20 protein-coding genes are annotated in these 21,442 nt (G+C 28.7%); 16 read left to right on the top strand and 4 right to left on the bottom strand.

Going from position 1 to position 21,442, the window contains the following annotated elements; all coding sequences use genetic code 11:
• Positions 1–117 precede the first annotated feature (117 nt).
• From AC4PG3_RS09015 to AC4PG3_RS09005, 3 genes are all read left to right on the top strand, one after another.
• Positions 118–774: a hypothetical protein gene (locus AC4PG3_RS09015; protein WP_492196328.1), complete on the top strand. Its 657-nt coding sequence runs from the start codon at positions 118–120 to the stop codon at positions 772–774.
• A gap of 372 nt (positions 775–1,146) precedes the next feature.
• Positions 1,147–3,354, top strand: a complete 2,208-nt coding sequence (locus AC4PG3_RS09010; RefSeq protein ID WP_492196327.1) for a multicopper oxidase family protein — start codon at positions 1,147–1,149, stop codon at positions 3,352–3,354.
• Positions 3,355–3,547: 193 nt separating this feature from the next.
• Positions 3,548–4,135, top strand: a complete 588-nt coding sequence (locus tag AC4PG3_RS09005; RefSeq protein WP_492196326.1) for a DUF4184 family protein — start codon at positions 3,548–3,550, stop codon at positions 4,133–4,135.
• Positions 4,136–4,406: 271 nt separating this feature from the next.
• Here AC4PG3_RS09005 and AC4PG3_RS09000 read toward each other — a convergent pair whose 3' ends face one another.
• Positions 4,407–5,420, bottom strand: a complete 1,014-nt coding sequence (locus AC4PG3_RS09000; RefSeq protein ID WP_492196325.1) for a nucleoid-associated protein — start codon at positions 5,418–5,420, stop codon at positions 4,407–4,409.
• Positions 5,421–5,522: 102 nt separating this feature from the next.
• The gene (locus AC4PG3_RS08995; protein ID WP_492196324.1) at positions 5,523–6,482 is read right to left on the bottom strand and encodes a ribonuclease H-like domain-containing protein; all 960 of its coding nucleotides are present in this window, start codon (positions 6,480–6,482) and stop codon (positions 5,523–5,525) included.
• 95 nt (positions 6,483–6,577) lie between these two features.
• Between AC4PG3_RS08995 and AC4PG3_RS08990 the strand changes: the two genes are divergently transcribed.
• From AC4PG3_RS08990 to AC4PG3_RS08970, 5 genes are read left to right on the top strand one after another with little or no spacing between them, the layout of a single operon-like run.
• Positions 6,578–7,543 carry an acyl-CoA dehydratase activase-related protein gene (locus AC4PG3_RS08990; RefSeq protein WP_492196323.1) on the top strand — a complete coding sequence of 322 codons (966 nt, stop codon included), beginning with the start codon at positions 6,578–6,580 and terminating at the stop codon, positions 7,541–7,543.
• Entirely contained in the window at positions 7,515–8,606 is a 1,092-nt protein-coding gene (locus AC4PG3_RS08985) for an acyl-CoA dehydratase activase-related protein (protein ID WP_492196322.1), read from the top strand. The genes AC4PG3_RS08990 and AC4PG3_RS08985 overlap by 29 nt, the downstream gene beginning before the upstream one ends.
• Positions 8,599–9,549 (top strand): acyl-CoA dehydratase activase, encoded by a 951-nt coding sequence (locus AC4PG3_RS08980; RefSeq protein WP_492196321.1) that lies wholly within the window; start codon positions 8,599–8,601, stop codon positions 9,547–9,549. Before AC4PG3_RS08985 ends, AC4PG3_RS08980 begins: the two co-directional genes overlap by 8 nt.
• 51 nt (positions 9,550–9,600) lie before the next feature.
• The gene (gene thrC / locus AC4PG3_RS08975; protein WP_492196320.1) at positions 9,601–10,806 is read left to right on the top strand and encodes a threonine synthase; all 1,206 of its coding nucleotides are present in this window, start codon (positions 9,601–9,603) and stop codon (positions 10,804–10,806) included.
• Between the two features lie 53 nt (positions 10,807–10,859).
• Positions 10,860–11,339 (top strand): superoxide dismutase family protein, encoded by a 480-nt coding sequence (locus AC4PG3_RS08970; protein ID WP_492196319.1) that lies wholly within the window; start codon positions 10,860–10,862, stop codon positions 11,337–11,339.
• A gap of 44 nt (positions 11,340–11,383) precedes the next feature.
• Here the strand turns inward: AC4PG3_RS08970 and AC4PG3_RS08965 are convergent, their stop codons facing one another.
• Positions 11,384–12,352, bottom strand: coding sequence for a hypothetical protein (locus tag AC4PG3_RS08965; RefSeq protein WP_492196318.1), 969 nt, complete (start codon positions 12,350–12,352; stop codon positions 11,384–11,386).
• A gap of 139 nt (positions 12,353–12,491) precedes the next feature.
• On the opposite strand from AC4PG3_RS08965, the gene AC4PG3_RS08960 reads away from it, so the two are divergent.
• On the top strand, positions 12,492–13,559 hold the full coding sequence (locus AC4PG3_RS08960) for a hypothetical protein (protein WP_492196317.1): 1,068 nt from the start codon (positions 12,492–12,494) through the stop codon (positions 13,557–13,559).
• A gap of 2 nt (positions 13,560–13,561) precedes the next feature.
• Positions 13,562–13,741 carry a hypothetical protein gene (locus tag AC4PG3_RS08955; protein ID WP_492196316.1) on the top strand — a complete coding sequence of 60 codons (180 nt, stop codon included), beginning with the start codon at positions 13,562–13,564 and terminating at the stop codon, positions 13,739–13,741.
• Between the two features lie 225 nt (positions 13,742–13,966).
• Here the strand turns inward: AC4PG3_RS08955 and AC4PG3_RS08950 are convergent, their stop codons facing one another.
• Positions 13,967–15,358, bottom strand: a complete 1,392-nt coding sequence (locus AC4PG3_RS08950) for an ISLre2 family transposase (RefSeq protein WP_492196315.1) — start codon at positions 15,356–15,358, stop codon at positions 13,967–13,969.
• A gap of 216 nt (positions 15,359–15,574) precedes the next feature.
• Between AC4PG3_RS08950 and AC4PG3_RS08945 the strand changes: the two genes are divergently transcribed.
• The 6 genes from AC4PG3_RS08945 to AC4PG3_RS08920 all read left to right on the top strand — a co-directional run bounded on the left by AC4PG3_RS08945 (position 15,575) and on the right by AC4PG3_RS08920 (position 21,438).
• Entirely contained in the window at positions 15,575–16,729 is a 1,155-nt protein-coding gene (locus AC4PG3_RS08945) for a cysteine desulfurase family protein (RefSeq protein WP_492196314.1), read from the top strand.
• Between the two features lie 4 nt (positions 16,730–16,733).
• Positions 16,734–17,900: a tRNA uracil 4-sulfurtransferase ThiI gene (thiI, locus tag AC4PG3_RS08940; protein WP_492196313.1), complete on the top strand. Its 1,167-nt coding sequence runs from the start codon at positions 16,734–16,736 to the stop codon at positions 17,898–17,900.
• Between the two features lie 336 nt (positions 17,901–18,236).
• On the top strand, positions 18,237–18,776 hold the full coding sequence (locus tag AC4PG3_RS08935; protein ID WP_492196312.1) for a helix-turn-helix domain-containing protein: 540 nt from the start codon (positions 18,237–18,239) through the stop codon (positions 18,774–18,776).
• A 12-nt stretch (positions 18,777–18,788) separates the two neighbouring features.
• Entirely contained in the window at positions 18,789–19,823 is a 1,035-nt protein-coding gene (gene potA, locus AC4PG3_RS08930) for a spermidine/putrescine ABC transporter ATP-binding protein (RefSeq protein WP_492196311.1), read from the top strand.
• A gap of 2 nt (positions 19,824–19,825) precedes the next feature.
• Positions 19,826–20,662 (top strand): ABC transporter permease, encoded by an 837-nt coding sequence (locus AC4PG3_RS08925; protein ID WP_492196310.1) that lies wholly within the window; start codon positions 19,826–19,828, stop codon positions 20,660–20,662.
• Positions 20,656–21,438: an ABC transporter permease gene (locus tag AC4PG3_RS08920; RefSeq protein WP_492196309.1), complete on the top strand. Its 783-nt coding sequence runs from the start codon at positions 20,656–20,658 to the stop codon at positions 21,436–21,438. The genes AC4PG3_RS08925 and AC4PG3_RS08920 overlap by 7 nt, the downstream gene beginning before the upstream one ends.
• The last annotated feature ends 4 nt before the right edge of the window (positions 21,439–21,442 follow it).

The following is a 21,442-nucleotide window of genomic DNA, read 5'->3' as shown; positions in this document are numbered from 1 at the left end:
AGTGCTTATTTTAAATAGAACCTTTAAAAAGAATTCTATGAAATATTTGAGAAATATATGGGAGGTGAAAAATGCTAATCAAATATTAAAAAATATAAAGAAGAGAGGAAATTAGATATGGGGAAAAAAGTTACTGGGTGGGATTATTTTTCTTTAGGAATGTCTGCATTCGCAGGATTAGGGCTAGAAGTGATATATGCTTTTGTATTAGAGCCGATGATATATGGAGTAACAATACAGGACTGGAATACAAGTCAGATGATCGCTCATTGGGTTATAACCTGCATTTCTTGGGGGATAATAGGTTATTTGCTCATTTTTGCATCTAGGAAGAAATATCAGTTTAATCTTTTTGAAACAGCAGATAAGATGGCAAAATGGCAATGGGTATCTGTCATATTTTGTGTTATTATAGCATTAGTTTCAAGTTACATAGATTGGAATGGATTTAAGATTATCAGAGAGTTTCAGATTAAAGGGCTATTATTATTCGTTTTTCAATATATATATTATGCATTTGAAACAGTGTTATTCATGCTTATCATAATTTTTACTCAGAAGGCATTTGAGGTATGGTATAAAAGAAAAAACATACCATATGGAGGAATAATCTGTGGAATTACATGGGGATTGGCCCATGCATTTACAAAAGGTAGTATATGGATTGGATTACAAGGAATTTTCTTGGGATTTCTGCTAGGAGTAACTTATTTACTCGTGAATAGAGACATAAAGAAAACATATATATTATTGTTTATTATGTTTGCACTATAGTTGATTGATATAATAATTTGAGTAATGCCAATGAAGGGATTTAGATAGGGAAGGTTTATTTTTACTGTATACTTTTGTTAGTATACAGTTTTTTTATTTTTATAAAAAAGGTAAATATAGTTAAGCTTAAAATAATGACACAAATATAAATAAAGTATCAGAAGGGCTAGATTCTTTAAAATGTATTAAGGAGAATAGACCATGGAAGTTTAAATTCCTTGGGAAAATCAAGACGGAAAAATACTAGTTACTACATATTTAAATTTTTGGATTTAATAAACACAGTTAAAATAAATCTACATAATATATAAATAAAGATATCAACAGTATCTTCTTTTAAATAAAAAGATGAATGAAAGAAGGCAATTATAGATGACTAACCCCTTAGATCCTAAATTAATTCCTAAATATGTTAATCAATTGGTTAAACCGCTTGTATTCAAACCTACCATAGTAACTGACTCTGTAACAGGTAAAGAAACAAGTCATAATTACACAGTTACTGTAAGTGAATTCAAGCAACAGATATTGCCACCTTCATATCCAAAAACAAAGGTATTTGGATATGAAGGTATAGTTATTGACCCTGATACTTGTGAATTAGTATACAAGCGTAGCTCTCCTGGGCCTACATTTGAAGCTATTCGGGACATTCCAATTAATGTACAGTGGGTAAATAATCTTACGAATTATAATTTGTTTGCAGTAGACCCTACTTTGCATTGGGCAAATCCAAATGATATGGAAAAGCCTATTCCACCATATCCACAGTATCCACCTGGATTTCCTTTAGCACAGGGTCCTGTTCCTATAGTTACCCATCTTCACGGTGGTGAAGTTAGATCTGATTCTGACGGTGGACCAAATTCATGGTTTACGGCTGGAGAAGAGAAAATAGGATCAGATTTTTCGAAATCACGCTATACCTATCCAAATCAACAAGAACCTACTACACTTTGGTATCATGATCATGTAATGGGAATGACTCGTCTTGGTGTATATGCAGGGCTTTCTGGATTTTATTTATTAAGAGATTTAGATGATGATATAGCTCCTCTTATTCCCAGTGGAGAATATGAAATTCCCATAGTTATTCAAGATAGATCATTCAATGAAGATGGTTCACTTTTATTTCCTGCTAATGGAAATAATCCTGATATTCACCCATACTGGAGACCAGCATTTATAGGAAATACAATCGTAGTAAATGGTAAAGCATGGCCTAATTTAGATGTGGAACGTAGGCAATATCGTTTTAGAATTCTTAATGGCTCAAACACTAGAACTTATAATATTAAACTTTCAAACGATCAGCCTTTTATTCAAATTGGTTCTGATGGAGGTTATCTACCATATCCTGTTGAACTAACAGAATTACTCATTTCACCAGCTGAACGTGCTGATATTTTGATAGATTTTTCAATCATAGAACCTTATACTACTATAATTATGACTAATGATGCAAATGCACCTTACCCAAATGGTGCCACGCCTGATCCAGAAACAGATGGACAGATTATGCAATTTAGCATATTAGATACACCTTCAGTCCCACCAAAAGAGATTCCAAATAAATTAAATGAAATTCCAATATTAACTCCAGATGTGCCTAAGAAAATTTTAACTTTAAATGTTGTAAGAGGATCTAGTGGAGCCCTTGGATTATTTCTAGATGGACAAAAATGGAGTGCACCTATTACAGAAATAGCAATTGTAGGTTCAACAGTTGAATGGGAGATAGTTAATCTTACTGGAGGAGCACATCCAATTCACATTCATTTAATTCAGTTTTTGATTGACAATAGTCAGGAATTTGATACTAGAAATTACAGGGATGCCTGGACACAACTCAATGGTCAACCTCCGTTATCTCATCCTACCATACCACTACCAGTGGAACCATTTCTTATTGGAAATCCTATTGATCCTCCTTTAAATGAAAGGGGATGGAAAGATACTGTATTAGCATTGCCTGGAAGAGTTACTAGACTTAAGCTTAGATTTGCGCCACAAGATGCTAAACCTAATGAGGTTAAACCAGGAGTAAATTTATTTCCATTTGATCCTACTATAGGTCCTGGATATGTATGGCATTGTCATATAGTAGACCATGAGGATAATGAAATGATGAGACCACTTATAGTTACAGATAATCCTATTCCTATTGCTAATCCTCAAACTTGTTGTGAAGTCATGGTAAAAGGAAGTACAGAGCTACTTCCACCTGCTCTTGAGGCTGAGCCTATAATTAGCCAAAGTAAAATTTTTGCTAACATAGAGTCTGTATGCCCAGGTAAAGTTATTATAGGTGGGTTTATCAGAAAAAATATCTCATATACAGCAGTTTTAGAAGATGGAACAAAGGAACCAACTACTGTAATTAATGATATACCTTTTAATTGTAAGATAGATAGAGAAGATGCTAATAAATGTGATAATTTTATTATTACTGGTATAGAACTACAATGTAATGTATATGAACATGCTAAAAATTTTGGTCAAAACTGCTTTACAAGTGAGAAGGTGGCTTATAGATTTGCAGAAAAAGATTTGGTTAAATTGTGTATAAGGAAAGATTAGTAGAGGTAATATAAGGAACCGAGGTGTTTCATAATTTATAAATAAGTTATGAAACACCTCGGTTTTACTAGTTTTTCTTGATATTTAAGAATGGATTTTGTTATGGAACTTTATAAAAGAAATGTGCTATAATGATGTGTAAAAAATATAAAATCTATGTATTTTTAAATATTTAAATAGAAAGAGGTATTTTATGGCATTTACTTTAGCACATCCAGCTGCTGTATTAGGTATAGTGAAGAAGGACAGGAAATATTATAACAATGGAGCATTAATAATTGGATCAATGGCTCCAGACTTTGAATATTTTATTTTCTTAAAACCCAAAAGCATTATAGGACATAAATTAATACGTTGTCTTACTTTAAACTTAGCCCTTGTTTTTCTAGTTTACTTTTTATTTTATAAATTTATTAAAGATCCTTTAATAAAACATTTACCTGATAAAATTAATAAAAAATTAGGAAGTTTATATGTGGATAAGATAAATTTAACAAATACTACAGACTATATTGTTTTTATTTTGTCAGCTTTACTTGGCATGTTTACTCATATACTTTGGGATGGATTTACCCATAATGGAGGATTTTTTGTAAATATTTTCAGTATACTAAATAATAAAGTATTTGGAATTTATATTTACAAATTTTTACAACATGGTTCAACTTTATTAGGGATTACTATAATAGCTCTATATATTAAGAACCTGAAAAATAGAGAGGTTCCTAAGGTTAGTTTAAATTCAGAAATTAAGTATTGTATATATATATATCCATACTAGCATTATTTATATTATTAAGTATATTTTTATTTATTGAAAGCTTAACAATTGGAGCATTGGTTATTTCTATAATGAATTCATAAATGAATTCATTATTTTTCGCTGTCTTAATAGTATCTGTATTTTGGAGTAGCATGTATAATAAAATGCATTGTTGACAGATTAATTTAGCTGTTATTTACAAGTTAGGGGTATAGAATATGAGTTTTAGAGTAGTTTTATTGGCTATTTTAAAGATGAGGAGATCATCTTCCTCGTCTATTTGTAGCATCTACTTTCCTTGTATATCCCTTATGTTTTTAAGTATTACTGATAAAGTGCCATCAGTATTATTTAGAAACTCTACTGTATCATTGCCATCTAAATATTCAATAGGTACCTTTATTTCTATTCCATTATCCATGACTAGCTTTTGAGTAGTAGGTATTTTTTTTATTAAGTTTTCATTTACTTCTATAATTTTATCTGTTAATCCCTTTTTTTCTATTTCTTCATCATAGATTCTCTTAATATCTAAATTATTTTTAAATACTTTGGTTTTAATATGTTCCAAATCTATGGAGTTAGTTTCTTCAACACTTTCTACCATAGCACTCTTAATCTCTGCTAGTTTTCCAATATCATCCTCATAGTATTCTTTAATTATTTTTTTAGATACTTTATTTACAATATCTACTTTTTCCTTATTTGATAATAAGTCTACTGATTTTAATAGATGTTTAGAAAGATAGTAAACTTTCTCTCCGTTGATTTCATATTTCTTTTCCTTTAAAAGGATTGAATAATCTTCTAAATCTATTATGAAAAATTCATCTATTTTTTGATTTATATTAGGTAGAGTTGTACTTTGTTTTACAACTGTATTTAATCTTCCGGTTTCTAGCTCTTCTACATAGTGAATATAAGATGTTTTATAATTAAATATAAAACATCCTAAGTATTTTTTACCATCTTTTTTAAATAATGAACAAATCAGATCACATGGAGGAATACTTACATTTTGTTCAAGTATATTATACATCATATGGGAAAGTTCCTTTGTTCTCTCTATAAATAAATCATTTTCCTTCGAGATATCTATAGATAATTTTTTCGCTAGATTGTTTTCATCAAGAAAGTAGGATTTTTTAATATTGATATCCTCAAATATTTTTTCTATATGAATATGTATAAACTCCATAATTTCTCTACTATGGGGATGTTCTTCTTCTGAAAAAACAGGCAATCCTATGGAAGGATCTAGGATATGTAAGATTATTTTTTCTATTTCTATTCCGTTTATCATAATGTTCTCCTTTTATAAATTGTCTATTTAAATACAGTATTTATATTATCATAAAATAAGTAATATTTCATAGATGAAAATATTATGATGTTTTTTTAGATTTTAATCTAATATTTTATATGAATTTTTTATCAGTAATTGCATAAGACTTTTGATATTTTTAATTATAAAGGTTTTTTCAACATTTAATACTAAAACCTTATTTTTAATATCTTTTATATATCTATTTAAATATACAAAATCCCCAATCTTACCAGGACTTACAAAAGCTTTATTTGTTTCTATGGAAAGAGAAAAAGACTTATCTTCTATTTTTATAGAGTAGTTTGCATCATAATATATAATTGTCCTATGAAAGCTTTTATTTATAAGTCCTTGAACAGTTAAAAAATTGTTTTTTAAATCAATACTTTCTATATAAAATTGATAATTTTGTTTCTTATCTAAGACACTAAATGTCTTTTTGTTTTTTAAAACTTCTAGGATTTTTATTATATCTAACATATAACAAAGATCCTCACTATTATGGTTTATTATCCTACTTTTTAAGACTTCATCCTTAGTTGATACATAATCCAAATAAAACTGTATACAATCTCCTCCAGAGTAAACATCCTCTCTTTCAATTCCCAAATACTTTTCTATGGTTTTTAATTTTAAATTTTCTAGATTTAAAAACATTTTATCAGATCTAATTAGTCTATATATGTCAAATGATCTATTTTCTTTTATAAAATAATTCATATTGTAGTATTCAAATTTTTTATTTAAAAAAGGAATATCAAAAGAACTACCATTATAATTTATAATGGTATGATATTTTTTTAATAGATTAATGGTTTCTAATAGTATTTCTCTTTCTTCATTCAAATTCTCTGCAAAAATTTGATTTAATACCCATGTGTTTATGTCAAAATCAAAATATATTACTCCAATTAAATATATTTTATCTTTATTTCTATTTAATCCTGTAGTTTCAATATCTAAAAAACAAGAATTTTCATCTAAATTATATTTCTCTAAATCTAAATCTTTATATATTTTGTTTACTATAATTTCCATTTTATCACCTAAATCAATATTATCTTAATTTTAATTCATTGTACAGTTATATTAAAGATATTAATTGTCAATACTTTGGAAGTGGAGGGGAGAATATGACAAAGACAATAGGTCTACCTAAAGGGATGCTATACTATGAAAATTATTCCATGTGGAAAGGATTCTTTGAAAGTTTAAATTATGATGTAGTTTCTTCAACAGATACAAATAAGGACATATTAAATATGGGAATAGCTTCATGTGTAGATGAAGCATGTCTACCTGTAAAGATTTTTCATGGACATGTTGAGTATTTAAAAGATAAGGTTGACTATATATTTATACCTAAGATAACAAAGCTATATAAAAAGGAATATTGTTGTCCAAAGATTTTAGGACTTCCTGATATGATAAAACATAGTATAGATGATTTACCTGATATTATTGATGAAGAATTTATATATAATTCTAAAAGAGAATTCAAAGATAGTTATGTATCCATAGGAAAGTATTTGAATATGGATAAAAGCTCTATAAATACAGCATATAAAAAGGGATTAGAGAGTAAAAAAAATCATAAAAAATGGTTATATTCTAATACTTTTAAAGAAAATTTATATAAGTATAGCGATAAAAATGATTTAAATATATTGTTAATTGGACATTCTTACAATATTTATGATGAATTTATGAATTTAATGATAGTAAAAAAACTAGAAAAAGAAAATATAAATATATTTGTACCTGAAGATGTATCAGAAGAAGAAAAGAGGAGCTTTTCTAATTTATTGCCTAAGCGAATATTTTGGACTCACGGGATAAATATAGTGGGTTCTGCCTTTAGTCTTATAGATAGAAGACAAATACAGGGAATAATTTACTTAAGTTCATTTGGATGTGGTCTTGATTCTGTATTAGTTCATTTAACAGAGAAAAAAGCTCAAGATAATAATATCCCTTTTATGACGATTACTTTAGATGAACAGACAGGAGAAGCAGGATTTAATACTAGATTAGAAGCTTTTTTAGATATGATGAAATGGAGGAGAAAAGATGAAAATAACATTTCCTCACTTTGGTAATGTATATATTGTAGCAAAGGTATTTTTAGAAGAGTTAGGACATACTGTTATTCCACCACCTGTTTGTAGCAAGAGAACCCTTGAATTAGGAATTAAACATTCACCAGATATGATGTGTCTGCCTTTTAAGATATTCATAGGAAATTATTTAGAAAGTATAGAAAGAGGTGCAGATACCATATTGATTACGGGAAGCTGTGGTCCGTGTAGATATGGTCTATATTCATTATTACAAAAGGATATATTAGAAAATCTTGATATTGATGCTGAGATATTAGTTGTAGAACCTATAGGAGAGGGTAGAAAAAAATTCTTTGACAATATAAAGAAATTAAGTAATTCAAATAGTCCAAAGGATATTATTAAAAATAGTAAACTAGCTCTAAAGCTCATAAAGACAGCAGACGAACTAACTGATTTATGTAATTATACTAGAGCTTATGCAAAGGATAAATCAGAGGTAAATAAAATTATGAACAATTATTATATAAATGCTACAAAGGTAAATGGAGTTGAAGGCATATTAAACCTTATAAAAGATACAGAGTACAAATTAAAAAATATAGAAATAGACAAAAACTATAATCCTATAAAGATTGGAATAATAGGAGAGATATATACAATTATAGAACCTTTTGTAAACTTGGAAGTGGAAAAGAAGTTAGGAGAATTAGGAGTGTTAGTAGATAAATCTCTAACTCCTACAAAATGGTTAGAACACCATGTATTTTCTTATCCCTTTGGGTCAAAGGGGGAAAATGAGAAATATAAATTAGCCAAACCCTATTTAAAATCCCAGGTTGGAGGTCACGGAAGAGAGACAGTAGGAAGTGCAATTTATTATAAAAATATGGGATATGATGGAGTAATACAAATATTACCCTTGAATTGTATGCCAGAAATAGTAGCTAAGAGCATATTAAAGTCAGTTGGCAAAGGTATAGATTTTCCTATTTTAACTTTAATAGTAGATGAAATGACTGGAGAGGCAGGATTTATAACTAGATTAGAGGCCTTTATAGATTTGATAGCAAGAAGAAAGGAGAAAGAGTTAATTGGATAAACTTTATTTAGGAATAGATGTGGGTTCCGTAAGTACCAATATAGTATTGATTAATGAAGACAATAATTTGGTTTTTAAAAGATATTTAAGAACCCAAGGAAGACCAATAGAGATGATACAAAAGGGAATTAAAGAACTTGAACAAGAATATGGAGAAGCTACTATATCTGGAGCAGGAGCTACTGGTAGTGGTAGATCACTTGCTTCTATTATAGTAGGAGCAGATATAGTGAAAAATGAGATCACTTGCCATTCTATATCTGTTTTAGATTATAATCCAGAAGCGAAAACAATAGTAGAAATTGGAGGACAAGATTCTAAGATAGTTATATTAAGAGATAAGATAGTAATAGATTTTGCAATGAATAGTGTATGTGCTGCTGGAACAGGCTCATTTTTAGATAGGCAAGCATTAAGACTTGGAATAGATATAAGTGAATTTGGTAAAAAAGCATTAAAATCTAAAAAAACTGTAAGAATAGCAGGTAGATGTGCTGTATTTGCAGAATCTGATATGATTCATAAACAACAATTAGGTCATAGTCAAGAAGACATAATCAGAGGTCTTTGTGAAGCCTTGGTTAGAAATTATTTAAGTAATGTGGCAAAGGGAAAAGAAATATTATCTCCAATAGTATTTCAGGGAGGAGTAGCTGCTAATGAGGGGATAAAAAAAGCTTTTGAAGAACAATTAAGAGAAGAAGTACTAGTTCCACCAAATTATGATGTAATGGGTGCTATAGGCGCAGCCATATTGGGCAAGGAAAGAGCAGAGATTCAAGGTTACACTAAATTTAAAGGTATAAATATATATAAAAATAAATATGATGTAAGTACAATAGATTGCAATGATTGTTCAAATTCTTGTGAAATCCTTGAAATAAAAGAAGATGAGAAAATACTCTCTAGATATGGAGACAAGTGTGGAAAATGGTCTTTTTAATCATTGGGAAAAATGATATAGTTAATATATATCATTTTTTAGGAGGATATCATGAAAAACTACAATCTTATATGTACTAATTGCAATGAAGTTTATTCTGAAGAAACTGAAGACTTTAGATGTGAGAAATGTCATGAACCATTAGGATTAGAAGAAATTGAAGATGGAAAAATAACAGAGGGAAATGTATTACAACAAAATACAATTGAAAGGTATAAAGACTTTTATCCCTATTTATGTGAAGACAGTATTTTATCATTAGAAGAAGGATTCACCCCTTTAGTTAGAAATCAAAAATTAGCAGTTAAATATGGGATTAAAAACTTACTTTTTAAAAATGAATCTCAGAATCCTACTTGGTCTTTTAAAGATAGAGGAACTTTGACAGGCGTACTTAGGGCAAAGGACTTAGGTTATGAAAAAATAGGTACTGTATCTACTGGAAATATGGCTACTTCAGTTGCAGCTTATGGAGCAATGTATAATATGGATACATATATATTGGTTAAAGACACTATAGCCGATGAGAAATTAAAGCCTATAGCGGTATATAATCCTAAGCTTATAAAAGTAAAAGGTGACTATGGTAAACTTTATTATGAAAGCTTGAAAATAGGAAAGGAAAATAAAATTTATTTTATAAATTCAGATGTACCATTTAGAGTAGAGGGGTATAAGACTATAGCCTTTGAAATTTGTGAGCAATTAAACTTTGATATTCCAGAATATGTAGTAGTACCTACTAGTGCTGGTGGAGATATTAGGGGAATTGAAAAAGGATTTAAAGAATTTAAAAACTCGGGTCTAATAGATAATATACCTAAATTTATAGCAGTTCAAAGCGAAGGATGCTCTCCTATATATCAAGCTTTTAAAGAGAATAAGGAAACTATTGATAGATTTGAAAATCCAAATACAATAGCCCATGCCATAGAAAATCCATATCCTCCAAGTGGAAATGAAGTTCTGAGAATGATAAACAAAAATGGAGGCAGAGTTGTTGCAGTAAATGAAAAAGAAATACTAGATGCTCAAAGAGAAATGGCAGAAGTAGGAATATTTGGGCAACCAGCATCAGCTACTTCTCTAGCAGCTGTGAAGAAATTAAAAGAAGAAAACTACTTTAAAGAAGAAGACACAGTTGTATGTATAGTAACTGCTTCAGGGTTAAAATATACTAAGGCACTAGACGAACACGAATTAGAAGTTAGTTCAAGTAAGCTTGAAGATCTAAGTGACTTTATTAAAAACATATAATATAGAACAAATTCGAATATATGGAATAAAATATATTTGAAGGAGGAATTTATATGTGTGAATTAAAAAAGCTAAATGCACTTGCTAGAATTAAAGGAGGCAATATATATCCTGAAATTGACGGTGTAGTCCATTTTAGGGATGTAGATTGTGGTACACAAGTAAGTATTGAAGTATATGGCTTACCTATGTATAAACCTGGGAATGAAGAAATAAATCCCATAGGTCCATTTGCCTTTCATGTTCATGAATATGGCATATGTAAAATAGATGATCCTAATAATCCATTTTCTTCAGCAGGGGGTCATTATAATCCATATAATCAGCCCCATGGAAATCATGCAGGAGATTTTCCAGTTATATTTTCAAATGATGGATATGCTAGAATGAGCTTTTTTACAAATAAGTTTAGACCTAAAGATATCATAGGAAGATCTGTAATAATACATCAAAACCCAGATGACTATAGGACGCAACCTTCTGGTGATGCAGGAAAGAGAATAGCCTGCGGTATAATATGTGGAATAGAATAAAAATCGGTTATACTCATTGAGTATAACCGATTTTTAAGTTTAGTCTATTCTTCTATCTCTTCTAGATCTTCTAGGGTAGTTCTACATCCTGGTCTATGGGGTGGTTTTGTACCATCTATCTGTTTTGGAAATAGAGTTGGGAAAGTGGTACATATTGGAGATACTTCTGGAGATAATTCAGGGAATCCTGTAGAAAGTACACAAAGCTGTACAGGAAGTATTATTTTCTTTTCACAAGTAATACAAAGGGCAATAATTAAATCAATTTTTATGTGACCAGTTTCAGGACATATAGTTATATCTCTTTCAATACTATTTGTAGCTAGTCTAGCTTCACAAAGAACATTGCAAAACTCTGCAAATCTTGGGAAGAAGGCTGAGTCACAGATTGATGGTATACATAGTTCAAAGAAATTAGTTAGGATTAATGGTTGTGTATGTGGTGCAATTGGAATATTTGCTGATACTGTAAATTTTCTTCTCTTGTCATTTGAATCTAGAATTACAAGTTCAATTTCTACTACTACATTTCCTTTAATTCTAATCCTTTGAGTACCAAATACTGGTGTACCCTTATTCTTCTCACCACAATCACTTGTATCAGCATATATGATTCTCTCTGTAGATAATCCATCTGGACCTACTACTTCTACATAATCACCATTTTCCTTTTTCAAGAAACTTCCACCTGATAAATCAGTTTCTGGCTCTAAGAAGAAATTACGAGGATCTTTAATATTTTCTGGATTGAAAAATCTTCTGCATTTTATGTTTCTAATACTTAATATAGTACTGTCTTCTGGTAGATTAGGAGTAAATCTAACATTGTTTAGCGTACTCAATGCTTGAAGATTTACAAGTGTAGCATCGTATACCTTTTGAACAAATACAGGTTCAGCAACTACTTTTCTTAAAGTTCCATCCCATTCGCATCCAGTATTACCTTTACAGCAGGGATCGCTTATGGATAATAAGTTGTTAGAATCAAGATCTGAATTTTTATTTAAATTCATAATTTTTCTCCTTTCATATAATATAGTGAATTAAAAACTTACTCATAGATAATATATTCAAATCTTCAGGCTTGTGTTACCTAAAAGGAGCATAAAAAGAAATAAATATTAATAATATAAAATAAAAGGAAGTGATAGAATGGCATTTTATAATAATGAAGTAGTTATATCTCATACAAATGAAGATGAGATATATGTTTTCAAAAAAAATAAAAATATTATAATTATGGACTATTACAACAAAGAAGAAAATAGTGTGGATGAAGTGCTAATAGATGATTTATTAGATGAATTTGATGTAATGTTAATGGAAGATGGAAATATATACTTAATATATCAAAGCTTAGAATACAATTTAAAGATATTAGAAGTAAGTAAAGCCAATAGCAAATCTATTAATTTAACAGATGAGAAAATAAGCAAAGTATTTCAAATAAATTTATTTGAAGTAGATACATATACGAATATAATTTATTTAACAAGAGGAATAAAAGAAAATACATACAGTATAAAACATCATATATTAATAAAGGACAGTTGGAATTCCTTTGATGTAGAAGATATAGTAACTGATGGAATTTTAAATCCAATAAAAATAATAAGAGACAAAGAAGATTTTTTATTATTATATTATCATGAAAATGCTATTTGTATAAAAAAATTTAATTTAAAAGATAAATTCTGGGAAGAATCAAAAATGCTTACAGATAATAATAAAAAATTATATATAGATGGAATTATTAGTGAAGAATATTTACATTTAAGTTATTGTGAATTTATAAAAGAAAACTTAGAGATAAAATATATTAGATATAATCTTAAAGAAAACTTACAAAAATCTAGGGAAGAGTATATTTCCTATGGTATAAATCCAACTAATCCAACACTACTAATCTATGATGAGAAAATTTGGATAGTATGGAATGAATCTTTAAATCTTTATAGTAGATATAGTGAAGACTATGGAAATACTTGGAGTCCAATCTATTTATGGAAGGATGTAAAGAAAGAAGATTTTGCAAGATATAAATATGTGGATAATAGAAATGATACTAGTCTAAACCTAGACTATTGTTTTGGTACTCTAGGAGAGGATATAAAATTTTTAGGTTTTGGAGCATTGGAAAATGTAGAGGAAATAGATAAAAAAAAACTGCAAAATCAAGCTATTTATCCAACAATGATAAGAAGAAGGAGGAGGGTATAGACATGGATATAGACTATAAAGAGAAGATAGAAAGTTTAGAAAAGGAGATAGTACATACTAAAGAAGAAATAAATAATTTAAGGGAGATAGATTATAGGCTTAAAGATATAGAACAGTTTTTAATAAATTATACTAGAGGGAATTATGAAAGATATTTAAAAACAAAAAACAGTAAAAAATAATAAAAAAAAGACTCCTCAGGGAGTCTTTCATCCATTACGGATGGAACAAAATTGTTCAAAAGGGGTATTGGGAATAGAGATCTTTCTCATAGGTTATCAGGGGGATAACCTAAAAAGATTATAACAAAAATCGACAATATATGCAAGTATAATTTATTAAAAGATAGTGTCAAGTTACTTTGGGTTTTATAAATAAAAGCATCTTCATATATTTATGTATTAAACTTAGGCTCCTCTAAAGGACTTAAGTATAGTGTTTAAGCCAGTATTTCTACCATCAGCTAATAGAGGTATGTTACCAATAACCTCATTTGCTGTTTTAGATATTATTTTTTTACTAATATTTCTCTTTTCTAATTTTAGTATTCTTTCTTTTTTTAACTGCTGTTTTCTTCTCTGATTAAATAGTTCATATACATTTCCACCGTTAGCCTTAAAAGCCCTCAATCTTGACATTTGATTGACTCCAACTTCACACCATCCAAGAGGTCTAGAACTTAGTCTATCTGATAATATATGACTTATGTGACCTTCTGCACTGCAGCCTATATAATCATCGTTATACTGATTTTTAATCCCTTCCCAGTTGTTTAAAATATATCTCTTTGAATCTTTAACTGATTCTTTCTTTGTATCTGTTTCTGTTTCTTCTAATATTATTTTAAAAAGCTCTTTAACATTTTCTATCTCTAATCTATTTATATAATTCCATAGGGGATGTGTTATATGTGGTAAATGAGCTGTAGCTTTCTTTACATACTTGGATAAATGAAATCTATCTAATACATATACAGACTTATTTATCCATCCTACTCCTTGTTTTATCCAGCTTGCACCATCTCCTGAAAGATATATCTTTTCTATTTTATCCATATCATAAGCTTCATCTATGTAATCAGCTACTTCCAGCCATAGATCTTCACTTGATTTATATACTCCACTAAATACTCTCTTATTTATCAATCTGTATCTATCTTTACTTACTTTTTCTCTTCCTTCATGAACATAAACAAGCTTTGGTTCTATACATTTACCTACTTGAAGAGCTACATGATCTTCATCAGCTTCAATGTATAAAAGCTTTATTTCATTATTTCTTTTCTTTATTGGAATTACATTGTTTTCTACAACATCAAGTTCTCTAATTGTATTCATTACTGTTTGACCTGTTATATCTAGATTGTCACTAGCTTGAATTCCACTTTTTCTGTAAGAGGAATCTATTGATTCTTCTACAAGCTTTGATTTCATTAATGTATCTATCTTATCATGTGCTTTTATTCCTAGCATTTCATCTGATAAATATTTGTATTCACCTGTTTTCTTATTTTCATAATATGTCCTTTTGTATTTAACTTCTCCAAATATTGTCCCTAAACTTTTTACATTATCTTTACTTTTTACAATCCAGTCTTGTTTTCTATTAATATCTTCTTTTACCCTTTTATCTATTTCTTCTAACGCCCCAGAAACTAGATCTACTCCTACTTCATTTAGTGTATTTTTTATATTTATTGCAAAGTCTGATATTCCTTTTCCTTCTTTTAATACTATTTCTAAGTTTTTATTTGTACTTTCAATGATTTTTTCTACAATTTGTTGTATAATTGTATTCATAAGAGCATCTCCTTTTATATGTGTATTTGGTTTGGACACCTATATACTATCATATCTTGGAATGCTCTTATTTTATTTTTGATTATTTTCCCCAATGTAATTTTACACTAAGTTATTAAAAACTTAAATTTTTATATAATACTTTAATATAGTTTGTTTTTATCTTATAATGGTTATAGTCATAATAGTAATTTAAATAGAATAAAGGTGGATAAAATGATATATTTAGATAACTGTGCAACAACTAAAATAAGAAGTGAAGTCCTTGAAAAAATGTATACAAGCCTAAAAGAAGATTTTGGCAATCCTTCTTCCCTACATCGTTTAGGTTTGGATTCAGAAAAAAAGATAAAAAATTCCAGAACCATTATAGGTGATTTTTTAGATGTTAAACCATCTGAAATTTATTTTACATCAGGAGGCACAGAAAGTAATAATATTGCAATTCAGAGTATTGTAAATAAGCTTTCAGATAGGGGAAAACATATAATTACCACAAAGATAGAACATGCTTCAGTTTTAAATACAATGAAATATTTTGAACAAAATGGATTTAGGGTTACATATTTAGATGTGGATAAAGATGGAAGAATTGATTTAAAACAATTACAAGAATCCATTTGTAAAGATACTATACTTGTGTCTATAATTCATGTAAACAATGAAATAGGTACTATTCAAGATATAAAAGAGATAAAAAATATTATCAAGAATAAAAATCCAAATACTCTATTTCATGTAGATGGGATTCAATCCTTTGGAAAGATTAAATTTTCACTAAGGGATTTAGGTGTAGATACATTTTCTTTTAGTGGTCATAAGATTTATGGTCCTAAAGGGATAGGAGGACTGTTTATTAAAGATAAACTAAATCTAAAGCCTATTTTATTTGGGGGAAATCAAGAATCAGGAATTAGGTCTGGAACTGAAAACTTAACTGGAATAGTAGGAATGGGTGAAGCGGTTAAGATAATAAAAGAAAAGCAAGATGAAGAATTAGATCATATAAAGAGCTTAAAAGAATATATGTCTAAAAAAATAAAAGAAAATATAGAAGATATAAGGATTAATTCTCCCCTTGATTTAAAAGCTTCTCCCTATATATTAAATATTTCCTTTAAACATACAAGGGGTGAGGTCTTACTACATTTTTTAGAGCAAAAGAAAATATATGTGTCTACAGCTTCTGCATGCTCTTCTAAAGGAACTAAAAAAAGCCATGTTTTAAAGTCCATAGGTCTAAAATCTGAAGATATGGAAGGTGCAATTAGAATGTGCTTTTCTTATGATATAAAAAATGAAGATTTAGATTATGTAGTAGATGTACTTAAAACTTCAGTAGATGAAATTAGAAAGATAATTATGAGGTGATAAATTGGAAAAGGTAATAAGTATTAGTTTTGGAGAAATAGCATTAAAAGGCTTAAACAGGAAATACTTTGAAGACAAATTAATGAAGGAAATAATAAGAGTAATAAAAGATATAGGTTATGAAAAAATATATAAAGAAATAGGTAAAATTTATATTGAAGGGGAAGAAAAAGATTATCCTCAAATGGTAAATAGATTAAAAAAGGTATTTGGAATAGTATATATTAGTATATGTATAAGGCTTGAAAAAGATATGGACAAAATCATCGAAAGCTCCATAATGGCTATGAAAGAGTTAAAAGAAAATACAGATATAAAGACATTTAAAGTAAAGACAAATAGGGCAGATAAAAAATTCTCTTATACATCTCCAGAGGTATCTAGGGAAATAGGTGGAATTTTATTAGATGAAGTCCCTGATTTAAAAGTAGATATACACAATCCAGATACATTTTTATATATAGATATAAAACAAAAAGTATATATATATACTGATAAAATAAAGGGTCATGGAGGTTTGCCAGTAGGTTCAAATGGTAAGGCATTACTACTTCTTTCTGGAGGGATAGATAGTCCTGTAGCAGGTTTTATGATGGCAAATAGAGGGCTTTCCATCAATTGCCTACATTTTCACTCATATCCATTTACATCAGAAAGGGCTGAGGAAAAAGTTAAGGACTTAGCAAAGATTTTATCCAGATATGTTGGCAAAATAAAACTTTTTAGTGTAAATATACTAGAAATACAAAAAGCCATAAATGAAAATTGCCCAGAAAAAGAAATGACTATACTTTCTAGAAGATTTATGATGCGAATTGGAGAAAAGATAGCAGAAAAAGATGGGTGTAAGGCTTTGATAACTGGAGAAAGTCTAGGTCAAGTCGCAAGTCAAACCATGGAAGGGATAGCTGTAACTAACGATGCTGTAGATTTACCTATATTTAGACCGCTTATAGGTACAGACAAGGTAGATATAATGAAAATAGCTAGAGATATTGAAACTTATGATACATCTATAATGCCCTTTGAAGATTGTTGTACTGTATTTTTACCAAAACATCCAGTTACAAATCCAAAGATAAAAGACATAAGAAAGTCTGAAGAGTCACTAGATATAGAAGACTTAATTCAGAATGCTATTGATAATATGACTATAACAAATATAAATTAAAACTTTTTAAAAAAAGGTATATCAAGTTTCCTCCTTGATATACCTTTTTTTAATTGACAATTTAATTATTATTTTAAAATAATTTAGATTAATCAATAAAAAACACAATATATTTATCTGATAATTTTTACAAATAGTTTTATTACCTTTATTAAACAAAAAGTTTAGTAGTACATTAAAAAGCTTTTAATTACAAGGCTTAGAAGAATAAAAATAATTTTATTTTTCTATTGACAATATATAGAAGAATTGATTATAATAGTATAGAAATTTGAAAAGTTTAGTAATAATAAACTAGATACTTAATATATAATGTTTAAACTGAGGAGGGATATTTTGAATATTGGTGAAAAAATAAAGAGAATTAGAGTGAAAAATTCTTTAACTCAAGAAGAGTTAGCAGATAGATGCGAACTTACCAAAGGATTTATCTCTCAAGTTGAAAGAGACCTAACTTCCCCATCTATTACAACCCTAATAGATATACTAGAAGGATTAGGCACGAATTTAAAAGATTTTTTTAGTGACAGTGTAGATGAAAAAATTGTATTTTCAAAGGAAGATTTTTTTGAAACAGAAAATGAAGATTTAAATTATATAATAAAGTGGATTATTCCAAATGCTCAAAAAAACTCAATGGAGCCTATATTTATAGAAATTGAACCTGGAGGAAAGACTAAAGAAGATAGTCCTCATGAAGGAGAAGAGTTTGGGTATGTTATAAGTGGGAGAGTTAATTTGCATATAGGAGATAAACAATATAAAGCAAAAAAAGGTGAAAGCTTTTATTATAAGGCAAACTCAAATCACTATATATCAAATAACGGGAAATCTAAGGCGAATATTATATGGGTGAGTACACCACCTAGTTTTTAAAGGGGGATATAAATGAATACTATAGAATTAAAAAATATATCGAAGGAATTTGACGGAGTAAAAGTATTAGAAGACATAAATTTATTCATTAGGAAAAATGAATTTTTAACACTTTTAGGACCTAGTGGATGCGGAAAGACTACTACTTTAAGAATTATAGGAGGATTTGAACAACCTACAGAGGGTAGAGTAATTTTTGAAGATGAGGATATAACTAATGTAGCTCCCTACAAGAGACAAATAAACACAGTTTTTCAAAAGTATGCACTATTTCCCCATATGAATATTTATGAAAATATAGCATTTGGTCTTAGAATAAAAAAACTGCCAAAAGATGTTATTGATTCAAAAGTATCAGAGATGTTAAGACTTGTAAATCTACAGGGATTTGAAAATAGAAGTATAGAATCTTTAAGTGGAGGGCAACAACAGAGGATTGCAATTGCTAGAGCCTTAGTCAATGAACCAAAGGTCTTACTTTTAGATGAACCTTTAGGGGCATTAGATTTAAAACTTAGAAAAGAGATGCAAATAGAATTAAAAAATATGCAAAAAAGAGTTGGGATAACCTTTATATATGTAACTCATGACCAAGAAGAAGCTCTTACAATGTCTGATACTATAGTAGTAATGAATAAAGGAGAAATACAACAAATAGGAACACCAATAGATATCTATAATGAACCTAAAAATTCTTTTGTAGCTAAGTTTATTGGAGAAAGCAATATAATCCCAGGAATAATGCATGAAGACTTTTTAGTAGAATTTAACAATAAAATCTTTAAATGTGTAGACAAAGGTTTTAAAAGTGATGAAGAAGTAGATGTTGTGATACGACCAGAGGATATAAATATTGTCTCAGCGGAAAATAGTCAGATTAAAGGAATAGTAGAATCTATTATATTTAAAGGAGTTCACTATGAAATGATAGTAAGATCAGATGATTATTTTTGGATGATACACAGTACTATTATGAAGCCTGTAGATACAGAAATAGGCATGGAGATTGCTCCAGATAATATCCACATTATGAAAAGGGAGGAATAAATATGAAGATGAAACGAGCATCATATCCCTATATGATATGGATGGCAATATTTATAGTTATACCACTTTTGTTGGTTATATACTTTGCCTTTACCACTGGAGATAGTCAAAATTTCTCTACATTTGAATTTAGCTTAGAAAACTTTAAAAAGTTTTTTTCAAAGACTTATTTACAGGTACTAATTAGATCAGTAAACTTAGCTTTTATATCTACTGTTATAACATTAATAGTAGGTTATCCTATAGCTTATATAATTTCTAAAAAGAGTAAAAGCAAGAGAAATACTATGATTTTAATGTTTGTAATCCCAATGTGGATGAATTTTTTGCTTAGGACTTATGCTTGGCTTACTCTTTTAGGTAAAAATGGATTTATAAATTATGTAATAACTAAATTAGGTTTTCAGCCTTGGGACCTATTATACAATGAAAAAGCAGTATTACTTGGAATGGTATATAATTTTTTGCCATTTATGGTCTTACCAATTTACTCTGTAATGACTAAATTAGATAGAAATCTAATTGAAGCTGCTGAGGATTTAGGAGGAAATAGCATATATGTATTTAGAAAAATTATATTTCCATTAAGTCTTCCAGGTATAGTTACAGGGATTACAATGGTATTTATACCAGCTATGAGTACATTTGTCATATCAAGTCTACTTGGGGGGAATAAATATAATTTAATAGGTAATCTTATAGAACAGCAGTTTAGATGGACAGGAGATTGGCATTTTGGATCTTCAATGTCAGTAATACTTATGGTATTTATACTTATTACTATAGCCATTACATCTAAATTTGACAAAGAAAAAGAAGAAGGAGGGGGATTATGGTGAAAAAATATTTAGAAAAAATATATACATGTGCTATATTTTTATTCTTATATGCCCCCATTATCATACTAATAATTTTCTCCTTTAATAATTCAAAATCAAGGGGAGTATGGTCTGGATTTACTTTAAAATGGTATATAGAGTTATTTAAAGATCAAGAAATCTTAAAAGCTTTATACAATACTATTTTGGTAGCTACATTGGCAGCTATTATATCTACAATAATAGGTACCTTTGCAGCAATTGGAATACATGATATTAAAGGTATTGGAAAGGGGATATTTTTAAATTTAAATTATCTTCCAGTACTAAACCCAGATATAGTTACAGCAGTTTCTTTAATGGCTTTATTCAGATTTTTAAAGATTGAGTTTGGCTTAGTTACAATGTTGCTTTCTCATATAGTATTTTGTATACCCTATGTTATACTTTCTGTTTTACCTAAACTAAAACAGATGAATGTTCACTTGGCAGAGGCAGCTATGGACCTTGGAGCTACTCCATTTTATACCTTAAGAAAGGTGATTATACCAGAGATTATGCCAGGGATAATTACAGGAGGGTTGATGGCCTTTACCTTATCTATAGATGATTTTGTAATAAGTTTTTTCAACACAGGAAATGGAGTTACAAATCTTAGTATTTCAATATTTGCAATGTCGAGAAAGGGTATAAATCCTATAATAAATGCTTTATCAACTTTGATGTTTATAAGTATGATTGTATTGCTTTTAATAATAAATAAAAGAAATTCAAAAAATTTAGAAAGAGGTGTTTAGATTG

Source organism: Tissierella sp. QWL-11, assembly GCF_058683765.1.
Note: the sequence above shows the minus strand (reverse complement) of the source record. Positions and strands in the feature narration are given on the sequence as shown.

Coding starts and splice junctions, on each gene's coding strand:
- AC4PG3_RS08925 (WP_492196310.1), top strand. CDS start 19,826: ATGAAGATGAAACGAGCATCATATCCCTATATGATATGGATGGCAATA.
- AC4PG3_RS08950 (WP_492196315.1), bottom strand. CDS start 15,358: ATGAATACAATTATACAACAAATTGTAGAAAAAATCATTGAAAGTACA.
- AC4PG3_RS08985 (WP_492196322.1), top strand. CDS start 7,515: ATGAAAATAACATTTCCTCACTTTGGTAATGTATATATTGTAGCAAAG.
- AC4PG3_RS08945 (WP_492196314.1), top strand. CDS start 15,575: ATGATATATTTAGATAACTGTGCAACAACTAAAATAAGAAGTGAAGTC.
- AC4PG3_RS08990 (WP_492196323.1), top strand. CDS start 6,578: ATGACAAAGACAATAGGTCTACCTAAAGGGATGCTATACTATGAAAAT.
- AC4PG3_RS08920 (WP_492196309.1), top strand. CDS start 20,656: ATGGTGAAAAAATATTTAGAAAAAATATATACATGTGCTATATTTTTA.
- AC4PG3_RS08965 (WP_492196318.1), bottom strand. CDS start 12,352: ATGAATTTAAATAAAAATTCAGATCTTGATTCTAACAACTTATTATCC.
- AC4PG3_RS09000 (WP_492196325.1), bottom strand. CDS start 5,420: ATGATAAACGGAATAGAAATAGAAAAAATAATCTTACATATCCTAGAT.
- AC4PG3_RS09015 (WP_492196328.1), top strand. CDS start 118: ATGGGGAAAAAAGTTACTGGGTGGGATTATTTTTCTTTAGGAATGTCT.
- AC4PG3_RS08960 (WP_492196317.1), top strand. CDS start 12,492: ATGGCATTTTATAATAATGAAGTAGTTATATCTCATACAAATGAAGAT.
- AC4PG3_RS08995 (WP_492196324.1), bottom strand. CDS start 6,482: ATGGAAATTATAGTAAACAAAATATATAAAGATTTAGATTTAGAGAAA.
- potA (WP_492196311.1), top strand. CDS start 18,789: ATGAATACTATAGAATTAAAAAATATATCGAAGGAATTTGACGGAGTA.
- thrC (WP_492196320.1), top strand. CDS start 9,601: ATGAAAAACTACAATCTTATATGTACTAATTGCAATGAAGTTTATTCT.
- AC4PG3_RS08955 (WP_492196316.1), top strand. CDS start 13,562: ATGGATATAGACTATAAAGAGAAGATAGAAAGTTTAGAAAAGGAGATA.
- AC4PG3_RS08970 (WP_492196319.1), top strand. CDS start 10,860: ATGTGTGAATTAAAAAAGCTAAATGCACTTGCTAGAATTAAAGGAGGC.
- AC4PG3_RS09010 (WP_492196327.1), top strand. CDS start 1,147: ATGACTAACCCCTTAGATCCTAAATTAATTCCTAAATATGTTAATCAA.
- AC4PG3_RS09005 (WP_492196326.1), top strand. CDS start 3,548: ATGGCATTTACTTTAGCACATCCAGCTGCTGTATTAGGTATAGTGAAG.